The sequence below is a fragment of the Allomuricauda sp. ANG21 genome (assembly GCF_040705235.1).
In the GTDB taxonomy this organism is placed as follows: Bacteria; Bacteroidota; Bacteroidia; order Flavobacteriales; family Flavobacteriaceae; genus Flagellimonas; species Flagellimonas marina.
Genome location: NZ_JBFCVT010000011.1, coordinates 267,127 through 292,294, shown reverse-complemented (window position 1 = coordinate 292,294; position 25,168 = coordinate 267,127). Strand labels below are relative to the sequence as shown.

At 41.3% G+C, this 25,168-nt stretch carries 19 protein-coding genes; 5 read left to right on the top strand and 14 right to left on the bottom strand.

Annotated features, from left to right (window positions below):
• Positions 1-69: 69 nt before the first annotated feature.
• The 9 genes from AB1A65_RS10110 to AB1A65_RS10070 all read right to left on the bottom strand — a co-directional run bounded on the left by AB1A65_RS10110 (position 70) and on the right by AB1A65_RS10070 (position 11,087).
• Positions 70-1,245 (bottom strand): OmpA family protein, encoded by a 1,176-nt coding sequence (locus AB1A65_RS10110; RefSeq protein ID WP_366588532.1) that lies wholly within the window; start codon positions 1,243-1,245, stop codon positions 70-72.
• Positions 1,246-1,362: 117 nt separating this feature from the next.
• Positions 1,363-1,743, bottom strand: coding sequence for a hypothetical protein (locus tag AB1A65_RS10105; protein ID WP_366588530.1), 381 nt, complete (start codon positions 1,741-1,743; stop codon positions 1,363-1,365).
• Between the two features lie 65 nt (positions 1,744-1,808).
• Positions 1,809-2,951: an N-acetyl-alpha-D-glucosaminyl L-malate synthase BshA gene (gene bshA, locus AB1A65_RS10100; RefSeq protein WP_366588528.1), complete on the bottom strand. Its 1,143-nt coding sequence runs from the start codon at positions 2,949-2,951 to the stop codon at positions 1,809-1,811.
• A gap of 29 nt (positions 2,952-2,980) precedes the next feature.
• A complete protein-coding gene (locus tag AB1A65_RS10095) occupies positions 2,981-5,842 on the bottom strand; it encodes a glycoside hydrolase family 3 N-terminal domain-containing protein (RefSeq protein WP_366588526.1) in 2,862 nt (953 codons plus the stop codon).
• Between the two features lie 297 nt (positions 5,843-6,139).
• Complete coding sequence (locus tag AB1A65_RS10090) at positions 6,140-6,622, bottom strand: ABC transporter ATPase (RefSeq protein WP_366588524.1); 483 nt, start codon at positions 6,620-6,622, stop codon at positions 6,140-6,142.
• 74 nt (positions 6,623-6,696) lie between these two features.
• Entirely contained in the window at positions 6,697-7,488 is a 792-nt protein-coding gene (locus AB1A65_RS10085; protein ID WP_366588521.1) for a (Fe-S)-binding protein, read from the bottom strand.
• A gap of 10 nt (positions 7,489-7,498) precedes the next feature.
• Positions 7,499-8,827 (bottom strand): (Fe-S)-binding protein, encoded by a 1,329-nt coding sequence (locus AB1A65_RS10080; RefSeq protein ID WP_366590191.1) that lies wholly within the window; start codon positions 8,825-8,827, stop codon positions 7,499-7,501.
• A 6-nt stretch (positions 8,828-8,833) separates the two neighbouring features.
• Positions 8,834-9,805: an MlaD family protein gene (locus AB1A65_RS10075; protein WP_366588519.1), complete on the bottom strand. Its 972-nt coding sequence runs from the start codon at positions 9,803-9,805 to the stop codon at positions 8,834-8,836.
• A 64-nt stretch (positions 9,806-9,869) separates the two neighbouring features.
• Entirely contained in the window at positions 9,870-11,087 is a 1,218-nt protein-coding gene (locus AB1A65_RS10070; protein ID WP_366588516.1) for an N-acetylmuramoyl-L-alanine amidase, read from the bottom strand.
• Positions 11,088-11,217: 130 nt separating this feature from the next.
• Here AB1A65_RS10070 and AB1A65_RS10065 point away from each other — a divergent pair, with 130 nt between their 5' ends.
• On the top strand, positions 11,218-13,917 hold the full coding sequence (locus AB1A65_RS10065) for a putative LPS assembly protein LptD (RefSeq protein ID WP_366588514.1): 2,700 nt from the start codon (positions 11,218-11,220) through the stop codon (positions 13,915-13,917).
• Between the two features lie 39 nt (positions 13,918-13,956).
• Positions 13,957-14,337 carry a RidA family protein gene (locus AB1A65_RS10060; protein WP_366588511.1) on the top strand — a complete coding sequence of 127 codons (381 nt, stop codon included), beginning with the start codon at positions 13,957-13,959 and terminating at the stop codon, positions 14,335-14,337.
• Here the strand turns inward: AB1A65_RS10060 and AB1A65_RS10055 are convergent.
• The 4 genes from AB1A65_RS10055 to AB1A65_RS10040 all read right to left on the bottom strand — a co-directional run bounded on the left by AB1A65_RS10055 (position 14,330) and on the right by AB1A65_RS10040 (position 21,840).
• The gene (locus tag AB1A65_RS10055; RefSeq protein WP_366588508.1) at positions 14,330-15,181 is read right to left on the bottom strand and encodes an N-acetylglucosamine kinase; all 852 of its coding nucleotides are present in this window, start codon (positions 15,179-15,181) and stop codon (positions 14,330-14,332) included. The two genes, AB1A65_RS10060 and AB1A65_RS10055, sit on opposite strands and share 8 nt — an antisense overlap.
• Before the next feature lie 77 nt (positions 15,182-15,258).
• Positions 15,259-16,260: a type I glyceraldehyde-3-phosphate dehydrogenase gene (gene gap, locus AB1A65_RS10050; protein ID WP_366588505.1), complete on the bottom strand. Its 1,002-nt coding sequence runs from the start codon at positions 16,258-16,260 to the stop codon at positions 15,259-15,261.
• Positions 16,261-16,282: 22 nt separating this feature from the next.
• Positions 16,283-17,269, bottom strand: coding sequence for a 6-phosphofructokinase (pfkA, locus tag AB1A65_RS10045; protein WP_366588504.1), 987 nt, complete (start codon positions 17,267-17,269; stop codon positions 16,283-16,285).
• A gap of 134 nt (positions 17,270-17,403) precedes the next feature.
• Positions 17,404-21,840 (bottom strand): translocation/assembly module TamB domain-containing protein, encoded by a 4,437-nt coding sequence (locus AB1A65_RS10040; RefSeq protein WP_366588502.1) that lies wholly within the window; start codon positions 21,838-21,840, stop codon positions 17,404-17,406.
• 101 nt (positions 21,841-21,941) lie between these two features.
• Between AB1A65_RS10040 and tsaD the strand changes: the two genes are divergently transcribed.
• Both tsaD and AB1A65_RS10030 read left to right on the top strand, forming a co-directional pair.
• The gene (tsaD, locus tag AB1A65_RS10035) at positions 21,942-22,973 is read left to right on the top strand and encodes a tRNA (adenosine(37)-N6)-threonylcarbamoyltransferase complex transferase subunit TsaD (protein WP_366588499.1); all 1,032 of its coding nucleotides are present in this window, start codon (positions 21,942-21,944) and stop codon (positions 22,971-22,973) included.
• Between the two features lie 27 nt (positions 22,974-23,000).
• Positions 23,001-23,705 (top strand): 16S rRNA (uracil(1498)-N(3))-methyltransferase, encoded by a 705-nt coding sequence (locus AB1A65_RS10030; RefSeq protein WP_366588497.1) that lies wholly within the window; start codon positions 23,001-23,003, stop codon positions 23,703-23,705.
• Here the strand turns inward: AB1A65_RS10030 and AB1A65_RS10025 are convergent.
• Positions 23,702-24,478 carry a DUF1223 domain-containing protein gene (locus tag AB1A65_RS10025; protein ID WP_366588495.1) on the bottom strand — a complete coding sequence of 259 codons (777 nt, stop codon included), beginning with the start codon at positions 24,476-24,478 and terminating at the stop codon, positions 23,702-23,704. The two genes, AB1A65_RS10030 and AB1A65_RS10025, sit on opposite strands and share 4 nt — an antisense overlap.
• Before the next feature lie 39 nt (positions 24,479-24,517).
• On the opposite strand from AB1A65_RS10025, the gene AB1A65_RS10020 reads away from it, so the two are divergent.
• On the top strand, positions 24,518-25,168 hold the full coding sequence (locus AB1A65_RS10020) for a DUF4159 domain-containing protein (protein ID WP_366588493.1): 651 nt from the start codon (positions 24,518-24,520) through the stop codon (positions 25,166-25,168).

Genomic DNA, 25,168 nt, shown 5'->3' with positions numbered 1-25,168 from the left:
AAATGAAAGAGCCGAGCTACAAATGTAGCTCGGCTCTTTTCTATGAATAGTCCTCGTTTTTACCTTCAATTAGTATTCTACAATCTCAAATTCCGACCTCCTATTTTTTGAATGCTGCTCCTCTGTGCATCGAACCCCATCCTCACAATCATTTACCAATTGGGTTTCGCCAAATGCTCCATGACTGATTCTATTCGTTGAAATACCCCTAGATACCACATATTCCACCGTGCGCTCTGCTCTTCGCTCCGATAACCATTGATTGTACGGTTTAGTTCCCCTAGAATCTGTGTGTGCTGTAATTTTAACGGTAATATTTGGTTCATCCTGCATGATAGCAACCAATTTATCCAATAATTCTTTGTCTTTGGAAGTGAGATAAGATGAGTTTAGCTTAAAGTAAACATTGCCCAAATTGTTGATTTTATTCTGTAACGCGGCACGTCTTGCATCTTCAGCATCTTTTTTAGCTTTTTCGGCGGCTGCCAGTTCTGCAGCTTCTTTTTCTCTTTGCAAACGTTCTGCCAATAAACGGGCTTCTTCCTCAGCCTTTGCAATGGAATCCTGCACACGTTGTTGCTCTTCCTCCAATTCTTTGAGCATAGCCAATTTTTCCTTACCCTTGCGAGATAATTCCTTTTCAACTTCAAAACGGTATGCAACTCCTACAGCATGCTGAATGTGGTTGGTTGAGTTTTCAGTGTTCATGGTCCACTTGCCAGTGGAATTGAAATCAAGCCCCCAATGGTCAGAAAACCATGTTCTAAAACCAATTATGGCATTATACGTTCCCCTACCCTGATTATTTGCATCGGTGTACCCCGCTCCAATACCTATATAGGGGTCAAAAAAACCAGTCTCACCCAAAATCTTATTAAGGTCATAACTTACTCTAAAGTCAAGACCAAAATAATCCACATCCTCTGGATTGACTACGTTATCAACTATTTTTCCCTCCTTGTATTTGTTGTATGTTCCAATGGCTTCTAGACCCACTCCATTTTTAAAATAACGCCCAATACTTATTCGGGATGGGTACGGAACAGCGTTCCAGCCTTCACTAAAATCAAACAGTTCGCCAAATTCATCACCAGAGTCATCTACAAAATTAGTTCCCAAAGTCACCAGCCAATAGCTATTTACAATACTATCCTTCTTGGTCAACTCCAATTCCGGCTCTTGTGAAAAAGTAGATGTGGTTAAAATACATGCCAAAGCCACGTAGGACAATCTAGAAATATTCATTATGTAAGATTTGAGGTTATCAAGAACAAAGCTAGGTCAACCGTTTAAAACGATAAATTTTGCACTTTCAAGTGCGCTTATTTTCGATAAGAAGTAAAAACGGTTGTAAAAAAACTCTTACCAACCGACTTTTTGAAAATTAATCGTTTTTGAAGAAATCGGCAATTTGTACACGTAAAATGGGTAGGAAATGTAACTTTCTGTCTTTTCTGAATCAGATAACTCAATGGCTATTGTACGTTCTTCTTCAGTTTCACTGAGTTGGGACAATTGAGGTGTTCGTTCTCCTTTTTGTTCCCCCAAACAAACCACAATGGCCATTTCTTTTGAAAAATCCAGCATCGGCACTGGAAGGCCTGGTTTTCTGGTTTTGTTGACTTGCGAATAGAACTTGTTCAGAGATTTGGTATCCTTGATGAGCATCACCTCATATTCGACAATCCCACTATATCCATCACTTGTCACCAAAACTAGGTTTTCCATTTCTTCTCCAGCCATCTTTTGTTGGGCTTTACATGAAAGCAAACAGCTTGCAAGCAATAAGAGCATTAAAAATCTCATGCCTAAAAGGTATTCTTAAAGCGGGATTTAAAGGCTTTCTCGTATAACTCTTCATAGAGAGGCAAAATGTGTACAATATCAAACTTTGAAGCAACATTGTAGGCATTTTGTTTGAATTTTTCCAAAACAGCATCATCCCGAAGAATCTGCAACGCTTTGGATGCCATATCGTCAATATCTCCCACATTGGACATAAACCCAGAGACGCCATCTTTGTTAACCTCGGGAATTCCGCCTGTATTGCTGGAGACTACGGCCACCTTATTGATCATGGCTTCTAGCGCTGCCAATCCAAAGCTTTCCGTTTCCGAGGGCAATAAAAATAAATCTGAAAAACAAAGAATTCTATCTATCTCGGTGCTGTTACCCAAAAATAAAACCTTGTCTTTCATCCCCAGATTGTCACAGAGTTGCTCTGCTTTTTCTTTTTCAGGGCCCTCCCCTACCATTATCAATTTTGCAGGAATTTCTTCTTGGATCTTATGGAAGACCTTAATTACATCTGGAATTCGTTTTACCTTCCTAAAATTACTAATATGGGTTATAATTCGCTCATTTTCCTTGGCCATCAAGGAGCGTTGACAATCCGTATAATCAGTACTATACTTGGATTTTTCTATAAAGTTGGGAATGACCTCAATCTCCTTTTCAATATCAAAAATATCCAAGGTACTTTGTTTCAACGCCTCTGAAACAGATGTGACCACATCGGATTTATTGATGCTAAATGTAACCGCTGGTTTGTAAAATGGATGTTTCCCAACCAGGGTTATATCAGTTCCGTGCAACGTGGTGATCATAGGAATGAAAATACCGTATTCCTGAAGCATTTTCTTCGCCATATAACCCGCATAAGCATGGGGGATGGCATAATGCACATGAAGAAGTTCTATACCATACAACTTGATGGTATCCACCAATTTACTGGACAAAGCCAATTCATAGGGCTGGTAATGAAAAAGTGGATATTCTGGCACGTGTACTTCGTGAAAATGGATATTATTCCCCAATAATCCAAGACGTACCGGTTGTTTATAGGTAACAAAGTGAACTTCATGGCCCCTCTCGGCCAAAGCTATACCCAGTTCAGTGGCAACAACACCACTACCACCAAATGTAGGGTAACAAACAATTGCAATTTTCATGACTACAAATCTAAGTCAATATTTGTTGTCTAATTTATAATGGAATCATAAATAGCTTGTTGAATCCTGGTTCGCAACCCCGACCTGATCAACAACGTATTTGTGGCGGATGGGTAGGTTCTATTGGACAAAAATACATACACAAGCTCTGCATCGGGATCGGCCCAAGTGTAAGTTCCTGTAAAACCACTATGCCCAAAGCTTTTAGGAGAAACACATCCACAGGTTGGGCCACTTTCTTCAAGTTGTGGTTTATCAAAACCGACACCCCGCCTAACATTCTTATTGCAGAAATAACAGGTGTTGAATTTCTTTACGGTCCGTTCATTTAAAAATCGCTCTCCTCCATAATATCCGCCCTGAAGGTACATCTGCATTATTTTGGCCACATCATTGGCATTGCTGAACAAACCTGCGTGCCCTCCTACTCCACCCTGCATGGCAGCACCCATGTCGTGCACATAGCCTTGAATGGTCTGGTATCTGTAATAGTCATCCTCTTCCGTAGGAACAATTTTCTCTTTAGGGTATTTCTGGAGCGGATTGAATGCCGTATACTGCAAACCCATTGGTTTGTAAAGAAATTCATTGATCAAATTGTCAATGGATTTGCCATAGATATCTTCAATATACTTTTTGAAAACATAATAGCCAACATCACTATAACGGTATCGGTTAGATTTTAGACTTTGACGACCTATGCGATTGTAAATGGAGTCTTTATACGCATTGGTAAGATATAAGTGGTCCGCCACCTGATACGGAAAATCTTGAGAGGGGTTACGGCTGTAAAAATCGGGGGAAGGTCTGCGGTCTTTGGTCAGCGTATCCAAATAAAAGGCAATCCAAGCCGGCAAACGTCCATAATGAGACAAGGCCTTCAAAACGGTTACATCCTTTAATTCGGTACTCTCATACTCAGGAACCAATTCCTTGAAAGTATCGTTCAACGCTATCTTACCCTCTTCTTCCATTTTCATGATCAAGGGCAGTGTCGATAAAATCTTAGTTAACGAGGCCAAATCGTAAATGGATTCTGCTGTGACTTGTTCTTGGGAATTGTAGGTAGGTTTCCCAAAACTCTTATGATAAATAACTTTACCCTTTCTGGCCACAAGGACCTGTGCTCCGGGATACATCAGTGAATCCAAGCCATTCTGAACCAAAGTATCCACCATGGCCAATTGAGAAGAACTCATCCCAACGCGTTCAGGGATGCTATATCCCAACCGTTGAATAGGTTTTAAATTAACACCGGTGTTGACTGGAAACTCCCCATGGGCGGATACAGGGAGTTTCCCCGTTGCACCAATCGCCCCAAAAATTACTTCGGCCGCCTTTTCTTGGGCTATTTCACTGTTCTGATATCCAATAACCACCCCATCCATCGTATCAAAATTAAGGATGTCCAAGAGTGCATACGGCTTGGCAAATACCGTCAATATGGTGTTGCTTGTCCGTAACCTTGAAATCTCTTCGAGCCAAAACAGCTCGTTTTTGGAAAATTTATAGCCTTTCCATGGACTTTCATTGCTTTTGTGAAAGCCGATGATCACCAGGTTGTAATTGGCCAATTCCTTTTTGTACCCGGCAATATCTCTAGCTTCAATTTTTGTAACCTTAAAATACTGGTTAAGTGTTTCGTGAAACTTGGAGCCTGAATCGTCCCCAAATTGCACATAGGCAATTTTCTTATTGTCCAATTTTTTAATGGGCATCAAGGAAAAATTATTCTTGGCTACGGTAATTGCACCTTCAATCGCCTCTTCATAGACCACATCATTTTCAATGTCATTTAAATCTTCATACAAGTTTTTGAGTTCAACAGGACGATAATCGAACAGACCAGCTTTGTACTTGGCCATCAATACTTTCTTTACCGAATGTGCCAATCGCTCTTCAGAAATGACCCCGGTGTTGTATGCTTCAATCAGCTTTTTCTTGGCACTGAGTACATTTATGGGCATTAAAAGCATATCGTTTCCTGCCAAAAAAGCTTGTAATTCAACTTCACCATCGGGGGCAAATTCCGATACCGCCTTCATATTAAGGGCATCTGTAAAAACCAAACCCTTAAAGTCCATCTCATCTTGAAGGAGTTGGTAAACAATAGCATTGGAAAGTGAAGAAGGGTAGCCTTCCCTACTTTCCAAACTGGGAACATCCAAGTGCGCTATCATTATTGAGCTCAACCCATTTTCCATGGTTCTTTTGAAAGGGTACAGTTCAATGGAATCCAATTGCTCCAGGGTAGAATTAATTATGGGCAATGCTTTATGCGAGTCCGTAGCGGTATCCCCATGTCCTGGAAAATGTTTCCCACAGGATAAGACTCCGGCCTTTTCCATTCCTTTTACTAAGGCGATTCCCTTTTCGGCAACATTTATGGGATCTTCTCCAAAAGAGCGATTGCCTATGATGGGATTTTGTGGGTTATTGTTCACATCCAAATCTGGAGCAAAATTGATGTGTACGCCCAAACGTTTGGCATGTTTGCCAATTTGATACCCAACTTTCTCCACAATGGCATTATCCTGAATGGCCCCCAAAGTCATATTCCAGGGGAAGGCATAGGTGGAATCCAACCGCATGGCCATTCCCCACTCTGCGTCAGAACCAATCAATAAAGGCATTTTGGAAGCAGCTTGATATTCGTTAGTCAATTTTGCTTGTTGCACTGGACCCCCGGCCAAGAAAATAACCCCACCAATGCCCTCGTCCTCAATCAATTTTTTCACCCTATCCTTTGATGCCTGATCTTGATTGGAAGCAATACTCACCATGAACAGCTGTCCAATACGTTCTTCCAAGGTCATTCTGTTGTATTGCCCCTTCACCCAATTGGCTTGAACAAGGGAATCTTTAGTGACCAATGGATGATTTTGGCCCATTGCATGCAAATAAAAGAATAGGAATATGGGGAGATAGAACTTTATGCGCATAAATATCTTGTCTATGACATCAACTTACAGCACATAAAAATATTGCTTTTCATCGAAGAATGTACAGAAATTAGGATTATTTAAGAGTAAATCAATTTTTAAGGGTAGTTGTCAGTTCAAGTGGAATTCTAAAAGAATTTTGTATCGAGAACTGATATTGCAAGAGATCCAAACCTATTTTCGATACTATTTTTCTTCAATTAATCTCAAAAAATCACTCGAATTGACGGTCTTTCCTTCTTAAAGCTAAACAAATCGGGAATGCCAACTCTCACTGGCAGGTACTTCCCAATTTTCCAAATATTCCTGTTTGGTAGCCACTAAATTATTGAAAACCACAGTGTTTTTAGAGACCGCTTTCGCCTTGGCCATCTTTTTGAAGTCTATTAAGGGCTTGTAAGCAATGAATTCTCCCTGTTTAAAGGAAACGTTCATTCGATCCAAAAGTTCCACATTATATTTTTGTTCCAGGCTTTGGATAAAATGTACCGATGCGTCAATGGAACAACCCGATGCACTGGCATTGGTCTGATCCAATCCAATAACGATGAATCGATTATACTTCATCTCAAAACCGGCTTGCAATGCGCTACCATGAGCGGTCCATTCCTTCAAAAATTCGGAGAGACTCTGGGCTATTTCCTGTTGCTCTTCTTCAGTGAAACTACGATTGGATTGATAAATCCAAATTCGGGATGTATCTGGAAGTTGATTGAAATCTACTAGCATACTATCTATCTATTAAGGTCTCAACTGCGCTTGTCTGCCAACAAAGGTAGGCCCGACCTGACATTTCATAAATTTTATAATCCTTGGGAGTTTGCCAATACTTCAGCAACATCCAAAACCGTAACACTATCTTCTTTTTCGTGTGCTTTAATTCCGTCCGTCATCATGGTATTACAATACGGACATCCTGTGGCGATGATGCTTGGTTGCGTCTGCAATGCTTCTTTGGTGCGCATCACATTAATGTCCATATCTCCTTTTTCCGGCTCCTTGAACATTTGTGCGCCACCAGCACCACAACATAGGGCAGTTTTTTTGTGACGCTTCATTTCCACCACGTCTGCATTGGTCTTGGAAAGCAGTTCCCTAGGGGCATCATAAACAGAATTTGCCCTACCTAAATAGCAAGGGTCGTGAAAAGTGATGCGTTTCCCCTTGTATACTTCCCCCTCAATGGTCAACCGACCATTATCTATCAATTCTTTAAGATATTGCGTATGGTGGACAACTTCATATTTACCCCCCAAACTTGGGTACTCATTTTTTAAGGTATTGAAGGAATGTGGGTCGCAGGTTACAATTCGTTTTATTTCATAACCGTTCAACAACTCAATATTCATCATGGCCTGCATCTGAAACAAAAATTCATTACCGGCGCGTTTGGCAACATCTCCAGTGGAGCTTTCTTCGGTGCCCAAAACCGCAAAGTCCACATTGGCTTTGTTCAATAACTTCACAAAAGCCCGTGAAATCTTTTTAGCGCGATCATCATAACTGCCGGCAGAGCCTACCCAAAACAATATTTCTGGCTGCTTACCCTCTGCCATAAATTCCTGCATGGTCTTGACCTTTAATTGCTCGCTCATAGTTTTTGATTTATTCGTTCACCCAATTTAAACGGTCCATTTGATTATAGGGCCAAGGTGCACCGTTGTTTTCAATATTGGACATCATATTGTTCAACTCCATCGGAGCTGCGGATTGCTCCATGACCAAATAGCGCCGCATTTCCACAATAATGGACAACGGGTCAATACTTACGGGACATGCCTCAACACAGGCATTGCACGTAGTGCACGCCCAGAGTTCTTCTGGGGTGATATAGTCATTCAACAATTGTTTGCCATCGTCCACGAATTCACCTTTATTGGCATCTATGACCTTCCCTACTTCTTCCAATCGGTCACGGGTATCCATCATTATTTTTCGGGGCGATAATTTCTTCCCGGTTTGGTTGGCGGGACATTCCGAGGTACATCGACCACACTCCGTACAGGTGTACGCATTCAACAGCTGTACCCAGTTTAAATCCATTACGTCTGATGCACCAAATTTTTCTGGTTCACCTGCACCATCGCCCTCTGCTGGAGCTGCATACGGATCAACGGAAGGGTCCATCATCAATTTTACCTCATTGGTAACAGACTCCAAATTCGTAAACTGACCCTGGGGCTTTACTCGACCATAATAGGTGTTGGGGAATGCCAATAAAATATGTAAATGCTTGGAATAATATAGATAATTCAAAAAGGCCAAGATGCCCAAAATGTGAAGCCACCATGCGCTACGTTCAATCAGTATAAGTGTTGAAACGGAAAGACCATCAAACAAAGGGGTTATAAACTGACTGATAGGAAATGCGCCTGCCTTGGTATAATGTGCCGCTCCTAATTGTTGCAACTGGTAATCGGCAGCATTCATAGTCAAAAACAACAGCATCAACACCAATTCAATATAAAGAATTAGGTTTCCATCGGTTTTTGGCCATCCTTTCATTTCGGGTTTAATGAACCGCTTCAGCTTGATGATATTTCGTCTAATCCAAAAAACCACAACAGCCACAATGACCAATAAGGCCAGAACTTCAAAAGAACCTATTAGAAAATCGTACAGTGCGCCAAGTGGAGCAAATAATCGATGGGTACCTAAGATCCCGTCCAAAATAATCTCCAATACCTCAATATTGATGATGATAAAACCAACATAGACAATAATGTGCATGAGTCCCGCAATGGGCCGAACCACCATTTTGGTTTGCCCTAAAGCAATACGGACCATGTTTTTCCAACGTTGGGGTTTATTGTCGCTTACGTCCACATCTTTGCCCAGTTTTATGTTTCGCGACAATTTTTTAACGTTCTTGGTAAAGAAACCAATGCCCACAATCAGGGCGATAGCAAAGAGTATATTGGGCAAATATTCCATCATGTCCTAGTTCTGGGTCTGTGTTGAATCGGCAGGATCATTCTCTGGAAGCGTATAATCCTTTTGTTTTTTTCCAAATACGGATACGTTGACATATCGTTTGGGATTCAACCTAAAGTCTTGTAGCAGCAAATCCAATTCTCTGGAAGCTTCAGCCAAATTGTTGTACAACACCTCGTCTTTGCTGAGCTTGCCCAAAGACCCCTCGCCTTTTTCAATTTTTCCTAGGATGACATTTAATTTATCCACTGTGGTCTGGAAGTTGGTAAGGGTTCCTGCGATATCCACATTTGCCAACGAATCGGAAAGTTTGGAGAAATTGGAAGTAATCTTATCTACATTTTTAAGCGAATTGTCCAGTTGTGCTTGGTTGTTTTCCAAGAGTACATTTATTTTATCCGCACTACCCTTGAATGCTTTAACCAATTGATTCAGTGAGACAATGGTTTCCTTCAATTCCCTTTTCGTGGGGTCGTCCAGTATCTGATTCACGTTCATCAACAAAGTGTCGGCATGGGACACAGCACCTTCTACCTTCATCTGCAATGGTGTCAACTTTTGTTGGACCAATTCCGTAATACCTGGCTTTATTTTAGACTGAAGGGTGTCTCCTGATTGGGCAATAGGGGCCCCATCAAAAACAGGAACAATCTGTATTCCTTTACCTCCAATGATTCCGGTATCAAAAAGCTCTGCCACACTATTTTGGGAAAAGTCAAACTCATTACTCACCGAAAACGTCACCAGCAACTTCCCTGAGCTGTCCTTAAAACCAATATTGGTCACGTTGCCCACACTGTATCCATTTATGGAAACCTGTGTGCCCGATTGTAGACCGCCTACGGATTCGTATACGGCATAAAATGTTTTATTATTGTCGAACAGTGGGGAGGATTTTAAATAGCTAAGCCCAAAAACAAAGGCAAAAATTCCTACAAGTACGATAACCCCCGTTTTAACTTCCCTGGATAGCTTCAAAGGATTCGGTTTATGGTTTAAACAAAATTAGGAATAATTTTGACAAGGCAGGTAAAGATGTCCATTAGTTCGTGGCTTGCGACAATGGCACACGTTCTCCATTCTTGTAAGCCACTATATACGACGTGGTATAGCCCTTGGCATCTGCATTGGCTTTCAGCTTTCTTGCCTCTTCCATGGTTGTTGCATTGCCATACATATATCTATATAGGTTGTTATAGGGTTCTCTGGACAAAATGTCCAACCCTTTAAAGTTCTCACCTCTTAAAGGGATATTTTTGGCACTGGCCAAAAGTTGCACCTTAAATACAATACCATTATTGGTGGGCACGATAGTTTTTACAACTTCTTTTTCAGGTGTTGACACCACGGTGGTTTTTTCCTTATTGGGTATATCGTTTGTATTTTCCAGAGTTTTTTCTTCCTCTTTGGTTTCTTCTGGAAGGTCAACAACTACCTCCGTATTCTCTACTTCTTTGGAAATGGAACTGAGGTCGGCTCCCGTGTTCAACTCAGATTTATAGGCCAAAACAGCATCGGCAATGGCCTTTCCCATTTCATTCTGACCTTTTTTTGAATTTAAGTAGGTTCCTTCGCTTTTATTGGTCAGAAAACCAGTTTCCACTAAAACGCTTGGCATAAAAGTTTGATGGAGCACAATAAACCCTGCTTGTTTTACCTTTCGGTCTTTTCTCTTCAGCTTTACGGTAAAATTATCCTGAAGCTTTTTGCCAAGCAGAATGCTTTGGTCCAAAAATTCTTCCTGCATAATGGTGAGTCCAATTACAGACTCCGGTGAATTGATGTCGTACTCGGCGTAGCGTTGTGCGTAATCATCTTCCAAATAAATAACGGAGTTCTCTTTTTTGGCCACCTCAAAGTTTCGCTGGTTCGCATGGAGTCCCAAAACAAAAGTCTCGGCCCCATCAGCATCTGAATTGTGGGCATTGCAATGCACGGAGACGAAAAGATCGGCATTGGCCTCATTTGCAATCTCACCTCTTTTAAAGAGGTCCACAAACGTGTCATTATCCCGAGTATAGATAACTTTTATGGATGGGTCTTTCTCCAATTCCTTACCGGCTGCAAGCACCACTTTCAGGGCAATATCCTTCTCTAGAAAGCCATTTCCTATATTTCCAGGGTCATGTCCGCCGTGTCCGGCGTCCAAGACTACAATAAACTTATCCTTCTGTTGTACTTCGGTATCATTTTTGGTGAAAGAAGTCAAGGGAAGGACTACGAAAAGAAAAACTAAAAATGCAAACCGACTTTTATTCATAAGAACTTACTAATTATGGTATTCTCTATTGGTTAAAAATATCGTAATCCCCCATAAGCGGAACAAAAAATATATGTAAGTTTGAGCCCAAAAACTGAGCCAAACCAGCACAAAAATAGGATTTATCACGTTGCAATCAAACAAACATCTTTTAGTTTTCCTATTTGTTCTTCTATGTGGCAGACTCACCTTAACAGCTCAGGAAGACCCTATTACACCTTTGCCCATCAAAGCTGTACAGGATAGTATCACGGCTCCATTGCTGCCTGCCGATTTTCTTAAAAGTCCCAATGAGGTTGATTCTGTCGAGGTAGATTCCGCATCCCAAAAACAGCCTTTATTGCTGGACAAAATCAAATATAAGGCCAAGGACTACGTAAAACTTAGCCAGAAAGATAACAAAATTTATTTATACGATGAGGCAGAAATCTATTATCAAGATACCGAACTAAAGGCAGGTGTTATTGTAATGGACTATGTGAAGAACGAGGTGTATGCAGGCCGAATAAAGGATGAAAATGGAGTTTATTCGCAGCTCCCCTTTTTCAAACAGGGCGACAATGAAGTAACACCGGATTCCATCCGTTTTAATTTTGATACCCAAAAGGCCCTGATTTGGAATTCAAGGACGGAGCAACAAGCTGGTGTAGGCCAACTGGGGAGTGACGCCATGAACGTTTATGCTGAAATCACCAAAAAGGAAAACGATTCTGTTTACTTTTTAAGTGAAGGTAAATTGACCACTTCAAAGGATACGGCAGACCCAGATTATTACATTCGTGTGCGGAAAGCTAAGTTTGTGCCCAAAAAGAAAATTATTGCGGGTTATAGCAACATGTACATTGTGGATGTTCCCACTCCCATTGCCTTGCCCTTTGCTTATTTTCCCTTATCCAGTGGACGAGTGGCCGGATTGCTTTTCCCAACCTTTGGGAATGACCCGCAGCGCGGCTATTTTCTTCAAAATGGTGGATACTATCTCCCCATAAGTGATAATGTGGACCTTAGTGTGATGGGAGACTTCTATACCAATGGCAGTTACGGTTTCAGAGGGCAATCCATTTATGCTAAACGCTATAAATTTAGAGGGAATGTCAACGTCAGTTATGAAAACTTAATCCGAAGTCAAAGAGGTTTTGATGATTACAGCAGAACAAGCAACTATAACATTCGAATATCGCACACCCAAGACCCAAAGGCCAGTCCGTATTCGCGCTTTTCGGCCTCAGTAAACTTGGGAAGCAGCCAATATTATACCAACTCGCTAAACCAAGTTAACCGAAACAATTCACAGACCAACACCTTTGCCTCTTCCATAAGTTATTCCAAAACGTTTCCTGAATACCCCTCAGTGAATGCCAGTTTGACCCTGAGTCATACCCAAAACTCAAGGACGCAGTCCATCAACATGTCCTTGCCAACTTTACAGGCCAGTATGGAACGAATCTTCCCTTTTGCCAAAAGAGAGGGCATAAAAAAGGGAATCATACAAAACATCAACTTTCAATATGATGTAAATGCACAGAACAGCATAACCACTACGGAGGAGGATTTCTTTACAAGTAAGATGTTTGAGGATGCGCGAATTGGTGCTCGCCACCGAATCCCCATCGGAACCAACTTTAAGGTAGCAAAATACCTCAGTGTCAGTTTGAATGGTAGCTATGAGGATGTTTGGACCTTGGAAACGATACGTCGAAGATACGATACTGAACAAGAAGCGGTGGTCACCGACACCATTCCTGGATTCGACCGCTTCAACAGATATAATCTTGGGGCAAGTGTGGGAACCGTGGTTTATGGTACTTTTAATTTTGGGGAGGATAAAAAAATTCAGGCCATACGGCATGTTATGCGACCTTCCATTGGATATAGTTACGCGCCTTCCTTTGAACAATTTTATGAGACCTATACAGATGGGGATGGAGAAGATGTGCAATACACCCCATTTGAAACCAGTATCTACGGAAGACCTTCATTGAACCGTGGAAGCTCGCTAAACTTTTCATTGCAGAACACGCTTGAAGCCAAAGTGCGGGACAAGGATTCTACGGCCACGGAACCCAAAAAAGTGAGCATCCTTAGTAACCTAAGCTTATCGACCAGTTATAACTTTGAGGCGGATTCGCTAAAATTAAGTCCTGTGAGTCTTAGTGGGGCCACCGAAATCATTAAAAATGTACCCATTAATTTCTCGGCAACCCTGGATCCCTATGCCATAGACAATAATGGCAGACGAATAAACACGCTGAACGTAAAAAATGGTGGCGGACTATTACGACTGACCTCAGCACGATTGAATACCGGCTTCTCCATTAATAGTGAAATGTTCCAAAAAGGAGGGGCAAAAAAGAAAGAAGGTGACCAGTCTAACCAAGATCCGGATTATGGCGCCAACCCCTTTGAACTTAAAGGCGTACGAGATGCCCAACCTCATTTTAACAAGGGTAATCAAGATGGAGGAGGCGATAAAGACAATCCAATTTATGGCACAAAGATTCCATGGGACATGCGTTTGACCTATGTTGCTACTTATAACAACCGAAACCGAGAAAAAGAAATTACCAACCACTCCTTAATGTTCAGTGGAAATATTCAGCTTTCGCCAAAATGGGAGGTTGGATTTAATTCTGGATACGACTTTAAGAACAAAGGTTTTGCTGATACTCGATTTAACTTTCAGCGAGACTTGAGCAGTTTTAGACTAAGTTTTGATTGGACTCCCTTTGGCCGTTTTGAGCGTTGGTACTTCTTTATTGGGATAAAGAGTTCTCTGCTTAGTGATCTTAAATGGGAAAATAGAAGCCAACCTTTTAGTGGCCGACGATAATTTTAAATACTTTAACACCCAGCAAAAAAACTATCATCAATGAAAAAAATAGTTAATACCTCTAATGCTCCAGCCCCCATAGGTCCTTATAACCAAGCAGTGTTGGTAAAGGATACGCTCTACATTTCAGGACAAATTGCGTTAGACCCTGCAACGGGTGAATTGTTGAAAGGGGATGTTAAAGCAGAGACCAAACAGTCTTTGGAAAACCTAAAAGCCATTCTTGAAGCTGCTGACATGACTTTTGAAAACGTGGTGAAAACTTCGATTTTCATCAAGGACATGAACCAATTTTCCCAAATCAATGAGGTATACGGTACTTACTTTAACCCTGAAACCGCTCCGGCTAGGGAAACTGTAGAGGTTGCCAACCTTCCAAAGTTTGTAAATGTTGAAATTTCAATGATTGCGGTTAAATAGTTTCTTTGTGAAACTCAACCAACCCTTCAATGGGTCTTCTGCGGATTACACCTAAAATCAGATCATTTCGTTCCAAACAAGCGGTAAGCTCATCCTGAAGGAAGTGTGCAATACTGCCCACAAAACTAATGGGTACCTTGGTGGCCAGCTCAAATTGCATGATGTAGTTGTTCACAAACTGCTGGAACCCTTTTTCAATGACTCCCTTGCAGTAGGGATGCTCTTTGTTTTCAATGATAAATCGGGCAAATGTGGCCAAATAGGTATTGGGGTTGGGTTGTTTGTAAAGGTTTTCTTTGATAACATCCGCATCCAGATTGTATTCCTTGGCAAACTTTATCCCCAAATCTTGAGGCATTTTGTGGAAATAATAATCCCGCAACAATTTTCTTCCGAAGAAATTACCACTACCATCATCCATTAATATATATCCCAAAGACGTTACTTTTTGGAACAATTGGTGACCGTCATAATAACTGCAGTTAGATCCTGTTCCCAAAATGCAGACAATACCCTGTCTACCAATCTTGGTTGTGGAGTAAATTGCCGCATAAGTATCTTCGCGGACCTCGGTCTTGGCATTAGGAAAAAAATCCTTGAAGATTTCTTTCAAGAATTTCTTCATTCTATCGGTACCGCAACCGGCGCCGTAAAAATATAACTGACGTACTTCTTCTTTGTTTTTGGAAAGCTCAAAATTATTCGCCAAACGATCTTCGATTACCTCACGGGTAAGAACCTCTGGACTAAGTCCCAAAGTTTGGGTAAGGAACAATTGTTCCCCTTTATCGTCCAGCGCAATCCAATCGGATTTGGTGGCGCCACTATCCACAATTAATATCATACGTCTGAGTTTAGTGAGTGAATCCTGAAAGGGGCCAAAACCCCTTTCAGGAAATATATAGTATGGTAAAATAAAAATTAAAGACTGGCGGCGTGCTCTGCCAAGTCGACCAATTTGTTGGAATATCCGGTCTCATTGTCGTACCATGAAACCACTTTGAAAAACTTGGAATTTAACTCAATTCCAGCATCAGCATCAAAGATGGAGGTTCTTACGTCTCCAACAAAATCTTGTGAAACCACTAATTCCTCAGTGTAACCCAAAATACCTGCCAATTCACCTTCAGAAGCTTTTTTCATCGCAGCCTTAATGCCTTCGTAAGACGTTTCTTTTTGAAGTTTTACGGTCAAATCCACTACAGAAACATCAGCAGTGGGCACCCTAAAGGCCATTCCTGTCAATTTTCCTTCCAAGGAAGGGATAACTTTGGTAACCGCCTTAGCCGCACCAGTGGCAGCTGGAATAATGTTCAAAAGTGCACTTCTACCTCCTCTGTAATCTTTTCTAGAAGGACCATCCACTGTTAGTTGAGTGGCTGTGGTAGCGTGGACTGTGGTCATCAATCCTTCTTCAATACCGAACTCATCGTTCAACACCTTGGCCAAAGGCGCAAGACAGTTTGTGGTACAAGAAGCATTGGAAATAATGTTGTCCGATGCTTTTACATCTTTATGGTTTACACCCATAACGAACATGGGAGCATCTTTGGATGGAGCAGAGATAACCACTTTTTTAGCACCCCCATCAATGTGGTACTGGGCAGTTTCCAAGGTGGTGAAAATACCGGTGCATTCCGCAACGATATCAGCGCCAACTGCATCCCATTTTAGATTTTTAGGATCACGTTCGGCTGTAATTCTGATGGTTTTTCCATTTACGACCAAGTTACCGTCCTTTACTTCAATGGTACCATCGAACTTTCCATGTACAGAGTCGTACTCCAACAAATAAGCAAGATGTTCAACATCCAACAAATCATTGATGGCAACAACATCCACATTGTCTCTCTTTACGGTTGCGCGAAATACCAACCTTCCAATCCTACCGAATCCGTTGATTCCTATTTTTAAATTTGACATGTTCTCTTTTTTAGTTTTTACATTAAGTTGTCATTATATCAGAAACTCGTATGAGTTCTTTATCTATCTCTGTGTGGGCCTTGATGGCTTCATCGATAGGTGTCAACACCAATTTGGTATCTCGTATCCCTACCATATAATTGGATTTGCCCTCCAATAAGCTTTCAACGGCCTTTACTCCCATTCTACTGGCCAAAACCCGGTCAAAACAACTCGGATTCCCTCCACGTTGCATGTGTCCCAAAACAGACACTCTTACATCATAGATAGGAAGGTGTTCCTCTACATATTCTTTAAGCTCAAAAACATTCTTACCGGTTTTATCCCCTTCGGCCACAATAACAATACTGGATGATTTACCAGATTTTTTACTACGTTTTAGGGAATCCAACAAACGCTCCAAACCTAAGTTCTGTTCAGGTATCAATATTTCTTCGGCACCAGCCCCTACCCCTGCGTTCAATGCAATATGGCCCACATCTCGACCCATTACTTCCACGAAGAAGAGTCGGTTATGCGAACTTGCGGTATCCCTAATTTTATCGATGGCATCCACAACCGTATTAATGGCGGTATCAAATCCAATGGTATAGGAAGAACCTAGAATATCATTGTCTATAGTGCCTGGAATTCCCATGATGGGAAAGTTGAACTCTTGATTAAAAAGCATGGCACCGGCAAAGCTTCCATTACCTCCAATCACCACAAAGGCATCAATACCTTCCTTAACCAATTGGTCGTAAGCTTTCTTCCTTCCTTCCTTTGTTCTAAATTCCTGGCAGCGAGCAGATTTAAGGATTGTCCCTCCTTTATTGATAATATTGTTTACGCTACGGGCATCCAATGTCTTGAAATCACCTTCAATCATTCCTTGGTACCCTCGGTAAATACCCACACACTCAATTTTCATGTACGCGCAAGTACGCACCACAGAGCGAATTGCCGCATTCATCCCCGGAGAGTCTCCACCGGAGGTAAAAACTCCTATTTTCTTTATTTCTGAGGCCATTCAAAATTTTAAAGGGTCAAAACTAGGAAACTTTATTCAAAATATGAATGCCTTAATAATTTATTTGTTTTCTGGGAAATCCTCAAACGTTTTCGTAAGAAATTCATCAAAAACAGTGAAAAAATATAACCTTGTTACGGTTGTTTTAGGGGTGACTCCTTTTTCGGCCTAAATCGAATCAAACTATCCTTGCCCATAGTTTCCAAAGGCACTGCCTGTTCCTCTAAATCTTCTTGTTCTGGAGCCTCTTCACTCTCCTGCTTTTTATTGAATACTCTTTGCATCAACTCCTTGAAGCTGTTGAAGTCTACCTGATAGGAAAGACCCACACCTTGGGTGTAGCCTTGACGCTCTATCAAAAATTGTTGTATCTGATTTTCCCTGTTGAATATTTTAGCACTCAGGGTTCCTTGTTCATTCAACAATACCTGAACCTCAACATCACCTGCTACCACAGTTTCTGAAACGCCTCCTACCGGAACACCTACCCTACCATTTATAAGGATTCGGTCTGAGATTTGGGTGGATAAGGTAACACCAATCCTATCTTCAGTTCTTATGTCTGCATTGGGATCTAAGAGCCCTTGCTCATAGGAAAGTCCCAGATTTAATTTGTCATTGTTGCCTGCCAAGATTTGATTGAGTAAGCCCGAAGCCGTTTGTATAAGATTTCCAGTAACCGCTTGTTGATTGATTCCGGTCTGGGCATTTACAAAGGTCCCTTGTGCCAGAAGGAAAAAGGCATTCCGTTCTTTTACGGTTGGGTCTTGCAACCTATACTCCAATTCGGACTGCACCACAGAGTTTGTACCCGGAAAATCAATATCAAAATTAATGTTTGGGCTTTCCAATTCGCCATCCAAACGTACAACCACCTCAGTTGGAATCCTTCCGGTGTATCCTGGATTATCCAAAAGTGGGGCTGGGTTGGCATTGAGTGAATATACCGCTTCCAAGTTCAACTGTGCTGCCAAGGGATCTCGTTCCCATAGAATGGTACCTCCGGGGCGAACTTTGAACTTTTTGTCAATCACCCCCCCATACTTAAAGTTGTATTCTCCGGTAACCGCAACAAATTCACCATACATATTGAACTTGCCGTTGGTATTGATCTCTATCAACAAGATTCCTTCCCCTGTACCTTTCAGTGAACTCCCGGAGCTTTGATCCACCACAATTTCCACTTCGGCCTCCGGGGTAACAGCAAGGTCAAATTCCATTTCCAGTCCTTGGTAATCTTGCAGTACTCGTTCTTCGGTAAACGATTCCGACCCTCCTTTTTCAATAAAATTGATAAACGAATAATCCCCAACACTCGTCACGTCACTTAATGGAATCTTTAGCGAAGTTCCCCTAGCCGTGGTGGCGTCCACTTTAATGGTAAGTGCATCGGTGGGACCGTAAATGCTTCCAGTACCATTGATAAATCCTTGTCCATAGTATAGGGACTCTTCATCAAACTCGGTGTTGAGAATCATAAACCGATTGTTTTTGGTATCCACATCCAATCCCAGATACCAATCTTCAAACCCGGTATGACTGATGGTACCATCTAGTGTAGCCGTTGTGCCTTCAGCAACATCTGAGAGGCCTATATTTTCAAAATAGAAACTCTGATCAAATAAGCGAACACGGGAATACTGGGCAAAATTATAGTCCACATTAAGGTAGGGAATCCCAATACCGGCATTAACAAGGCTCAGTGACCCATTAATGGAAGGGTTACTGACACTTCCAGTAACTTTTGCACTCCCTATGATACTCCCCCTGATATTGGATATGACGTCTTCTCCCAAAGGAGCAAACGGTTCCAAACTAAAATCGGTGAAATTTGCGGAGAGATCCAATTCCTGTTTATTATTATAATTGGTAACCTTACCATTTATACTCATTTTCTCCTTTCCATTGTCATTGAGCCAAGTGCTCACTCCAAATTCGGTTAAATCATTGTTTCCGAATATGCCCAGCTCCAAATCTCCTAACCGAATATCATTGACACTAAAGTTGCTGATATTCAAACTTGAGGTGGGCAAATACTTGCCATCTTTTTGGAGGATGTTCAGAAAGCCATCTACTGAGCCATTCAATTTAAGACTGTCTATAGCCGGAGTAATCTTATTGAGGGAAACAATTTTAAATTGAAGGTCCAAATCCTTATAGGTTGAATCAGCAATCTCACCTCTCAAGCGAATTTGCTCTCTATTTTTGTTGTCCATCACCACATCCTCAATTCGGATACTGTCCAGAGTTCTGTTAATGATGACCTTGTTCTGACTGTTCCCGTCCTTGTTAAGCACCCAAGTGTTGCCTTTAAAACTAACATCAGATTTCTTTAATCCTATAACAGATCTATTGTTCTCATTGAAGGTGTGATAGAAATTGAGGTTGTAACTGTCATTGTACTCGCTACCTCCCTTAAATTCTGTTCTAAAGAACAGTGTATCCTTTAAGGTGGTATTGATCAAACTAAAATCCTTTATGTCATAATAATTTGTAGACATGTCCTCTACGGATACGAAGGTGTTGAAGAGCGGATTCTTATTGTCTATTTTAAGTTCAATATTATCAAACTTATTACCGAAAGCTTCAATACTGGGCGATTTAAAAGTGAGTTTAAAATCACCTTCATCAGATACAATATTTCCTCTTATAAACGTATTGGGATCAAAGGCCACTTCTGGAAAGAAAACATCTACAATCTTGTTGTAAATTTTAAAATTGAAGTCCAAATGTTGCCCTTCTGAAATTTCGTGGGGTTTATAATTGGTGTAAATGCTACCGATGGAGTTCTGTACCAATTTTCCAATTTCATTGACCCTGAACTTTCCTCTCACATATCCTGTAATGATGTCGGGTGAATTGATCTCAACCGTCCGCACTGTATCTTGGTTAAACGAGGAGTACACCGAAAAATCCTCAAAATAGTACGTGGAGTTCTGATTTTGATAGGTGGTGTTCGAGAATCGCATCTGACCTGCCATATCATCAAGAGTTCTACCTTCAATATCCATATTTACATGACCTTTGAAAATGGAGATGCTATCATCAATAAAGTTGAGCTGCTTTAAATCGGCATAATCCACTGCGGCAATAAAATTGAACTTGTTCTCCCTTCCACCAAAATCGGCCAATCCTTTAAAATCGAACCGGAAATTTTCGTCATTGCACAACAGGGAACCATCAAAAAGCTGATCTTTTAAGATACCTGAAACCTTAATATTGTTGTATTCGTATTTGTTGAACTGCAGCTTGTATACATCACCAATGACCTCGGTATTCAAATTCTCTGCAGCAAAGCCTTTTCCTTCCACATTAACGTCCAAAGAAGTGAGGCCCAATTCATCGTCATTGGTGAATTCTCCCAAGTCAAAATCAATAAGGGATATAAAACCAATGTAGGAAGCGTCATTTTTTGCTTGGAGATTTGTCATTTGTACATCCATATAGCTGCTACCCACCGCTGTATTGAGGTTTATTTTTACGTCGAGGGAGGTCTCCGTAACCTCAACATCACCCCGAACCGTAAATTGCCCCAACTTTTGCACAGTTTCTGGTATGTTCCTGCCTAAAATATTGGGCAATAATGCCCTTAATTGATAATAACTGGAGGTTAGGTTGTCTATATCGCCACGAATGACAAACGGTGCTTGGTCCGTGAACATATTGTCAAACTCAAAGTCCCCCCGAACGCCTGTGTTGTCTGTGAAGAGGAAAAGATTATCTACAATAAGTTTATTGAGCACACCTGAAAAATCACCCGAAAGCGTAACAATCCTATCTTGCCCAAATTCATCATAAAAGGCATTCACTTCGTTGAGTGCTACAGTAGATTCCGTAAAAGTGGCATCAACCTGAACACGGTCCACAAATTGCGCAAAATCCTCGCGATTGTAATTGAACACCAAATTACCTTTAAGTTCAGATTGTTCAGTATCAATGAGAAGTTCATCAAACCGCATTTGTTCTTTGGTATACTTGAAGTTTGTGGCCAATTTTTTAAGTCGAAGCCCCCGTTTTGCGTCTAAGGAAAGATCTTCAATGTTCAAGGTAACCTGCGGCCCTAAAATTTGAAAGTCGTTGGCCAGAATCTTCAGTTCGGTAAAATTTAGTATTCCTGGAGATTCCAAATTTTCATCACTGAGTATAAATCGGCCTTCATTGATTTCAATCTGATCAGAAGACATAAAAAAAGGAGGGGTTCCGGGAGGTCTTGGTTTACCATCATCAAGTTTGGCCACAAACACGTCCAAATTGGTATCGGATTCTCCTTTGTAGGTTTTTAGGTTGAAAAAGAGGCCATCAACCTCAATGTCCCCAAATTCCATTTTCCCGTTGACCATATTTCGTATGTTCAAGACAGAAGTGGTCAACTTATTAATATACGCCAGCGTATCCTTTTTATAATCTTCCACATAAATACCCTTTATGCCGGCATTTAAATTAAAAAGCGATAAGCTTACTTGATCTATCTGGATATTTGTGCCAAATTCACTGTTAATGGATTCCATGGCATATTTTGCCATTTTGGTCTGCACGGCCGGCATGGATAAAATCAACGAGCCCAGTACCATAATCAGCAAAATTGCCAACAGGAAACGAAGTAGTATTTTCCGAAGTTTTTTGATAGGGCTTTATGTTTTACCTTTGATGTCCAATTTTTGTTCCAAAGCCTGTGGTAAATTCAAAAAATTATATTCTTGCAATTGAATCATCCTGTGATGATACTTCTGCCGCCATTCTCTGCAATACAAAAGTACTGAGCAATGTGGTGGCCACACAAGAAATCCACAAGCAATATGGAGGTGTTGTCCCAGAGTTGGCATCGCGGGCCCATCAACAAAACATTGTCCCTGTGGTACACCAAGCCTTGGCCAAGGCAAATATCGACAAAAAACAACTATCTGCCATAGCCTTTACGCGCGGCCCCGGACTCATGGGTTCACTGCTGGTGGGTACCTCATTTGCCAAATCGTTGGCGCTCGGCCTAAACATTCCCTTAATAGAGGTAAACCATATGGAGGCCCATATTTTGGCCCATTTTATTGAGGATGAAACCCGGACACCTCCTACATTTCCATTTTTGGCCATGACCATAAGCGGTGGACATACCCAAATTGTGAAGGTTACCGATTATTTTACCATGGAAGTGTTAGGTGAAACCTTGGACGATGCCGTTGGCGAAGCTTTTGATAAAAGTGCCAAACTCATGGGACTGCCCTATCCCGGTGGACCATTGGTTGATAAGCATGCACGGCAGGGCAACTCGTTGGCCTATGATTTTCCAAAGCCGAAGGTAGATGGACTCAACTTCAGTTTTAGTGGATTAAAGACCAGCATCCTTTATTTTCTGCAAAGGGAGACCCAAAAGAATCCCGATTTTGTTTCAGAAAATATCGATGATATTTGTGCCTCGGTGCAGTATACCATTCTAGAAATCTTAATGGAAAAGCTACAACTTGCCGTTGAACAGACCGGAATCAAACAAATTGCCATAGGCGGTGGGGTTGCGGCCAATTCTGGCATACGAACTCGTTTAAAAGAAGCCGAGAAATCCCTTGGCTGGACAACCTATATCCCTAAATTTGAATATTGCACCGATAATGCCGCTATGATCGGTATTGTTGGGTATCTTAAATTTATGGAAGGTGATTTTACGGACCAGAGTGTAGCTGCTAAGGCGCGCTATGCCATTGGAAGCAAATAATTAGGCCAAAACAACGAAACTAAATCAATGCAGCTCTTTTACGACCCCAGCCTGGATCATAGTGCCACACAGTTTGTCTTTTCAGCAGAGGAAAGCAAACATATTGTACGGGTGTTACGTAAAAAGGAAGGTGATGTTTTGCTCATCACCAATGGAAAGGGGTATTTGTTTGAGGCAGAAATATTGAAGGCCGACCAGAAGAAATGCAAAGCCCGAATCATTTCAACCAAAAAGTCGATTCCTAAGCGGTACCATGTACACCTAGCCGTGGCACCAACCAAAATGAACGATCGTTATGAGTGGTTCCTTGAAAAAGCTACGGAAATTGGGGTTGATGAAATCACTCCTATCATTTGTGACAACTCCGAACGAAAGACCCTAAAACTGGAACGGATGGAACGCATGCTCCAATCGGCCATGAAACAATCCTTACAAACCATTCTTCCAAAACTCAATCCGGTTACACCGCTTAAAACTTTTGTGGAAGAGCCGCATACCGGACTCAAATTTATAGGTCATTGTGATAATGGGGATAAAATGGAATTGAAACGACGGGTAATCGCTGATATGGATATCACCATTCTCATTGGACCTGAGGGAGATTTCTCTAAGGAGGAAATAGATTTAGCCCGGGAAAAAGGCTTTGTCCCCATATCGTTGGGCAACACGCGTTTGCGTACCGAAACCGCTGCTGTAGTAGCCTGTACTACCGTAGCCATAATCAATGGTTAGTTGTTTATCGCAGTTTTGGCAGCAGCGATAATATCCAGATTTTCAGACTCCATCACTAATACAAGAGTCAGGTCATCCGTTGGGGATACCAAATCTGGAATATTGATTGAAGCTGTTCCAGATTGACGCTCCAAATCGATATATTGTTCTGCAACCACAATATTTGTATTGCGAAGCGTCCTATTTCTATTTTCACCTCTTTTCACCAGAGTTGTCCGCTCGTCAATCACCAAAACAGCTCTCAATAATTTATGGTTTATATCCCCAATAGTGGAATATTCAAAATTAACTTGGTCATCGGTAGTTTTTACAGACTCTAGCTTTATCCCATACCCCGTATTCCTCGAGGAATAGAATTTGATTTTGGTATGTGCCGTAGTTGAATTGGACCCTACAAAATGTTCCTTTCCATTGACCACTATTTGCGGTGTATAATTGTTTGGAGAACGAAATTTTCTATTATAAGCACTTTGCTTTTTGGTATAGGCCGATTTGGCAAAAGGGTCCTTCCAACCAATATAATCCCAATAATCCACATGGTATGACAAGGCAAAAACCGATTTGGGAAATTCTTTCTGAACCCTTTCCAATAGTGCATCTGCAGGTGGGCAACTGGAACAACCCTGTGAGGTAAAAAGTTCCAACACAACAAAGGAATCCCCATGCTTTAAATTGATTTTTGGCTTTTGATTTTTACCAACATTGGCGGTATACAAGGCCATTAGCGACATCCCAAAAAAGGCAAATGAGAGAAATATGATTTTTTTAATCATGAATACTGTACTTTTGACTAGTTGGTTAATCGGATTTACATGAGGCAACTTACCCTGTACAGCTGTATTTTAACGTTTTTTATGATGGCCATGGTCCACGCACAGGAAATTGCCATCCTTAAATATGGCGGTGGTGGTGATTGGTATTCCAATCCAACAGCTTTGCCCAACCTCATTCAATTTTGTAATGCCAACATTGGTACACGAATCGCTCCAGAACCCGAAACTGTGGAAACGGGCAGCGTTACCATTTTCAAATATCCATTTCTCCACATGACCGGTCACGGAAATGTCTTTTTTACCGATGAAGAAGCAGAGAATCTAAGAACTTATCTTCTTTCCGGAGGATTTTTGCATATTGATGACAACTATGGCATGGCCCCATATTTAGAACGGGAACTGAAAAAAGTATTTCCCGAAAAGCAGTTGGAGGAACTAGGAGCGGACCATCCTGTATTCAATCAAAAATATCAATTCCCAGATGGACTTCCCAAAATACACGAACATGATGGTAAGAGGCCGCAGGCCCTTGGCATTTTTGAAAACGGAAGACTTATACTCCTATTTACTTTTGAATCCGATTTAGGAGATGGCTGGGAAGACCCTTCCGTGCACAACGACCCCGAGGATGTTCGGTTAAAAGCTCTCCAAATGGGAGCAAATATCTTGGAATATGCCTTTAAAAGTTAA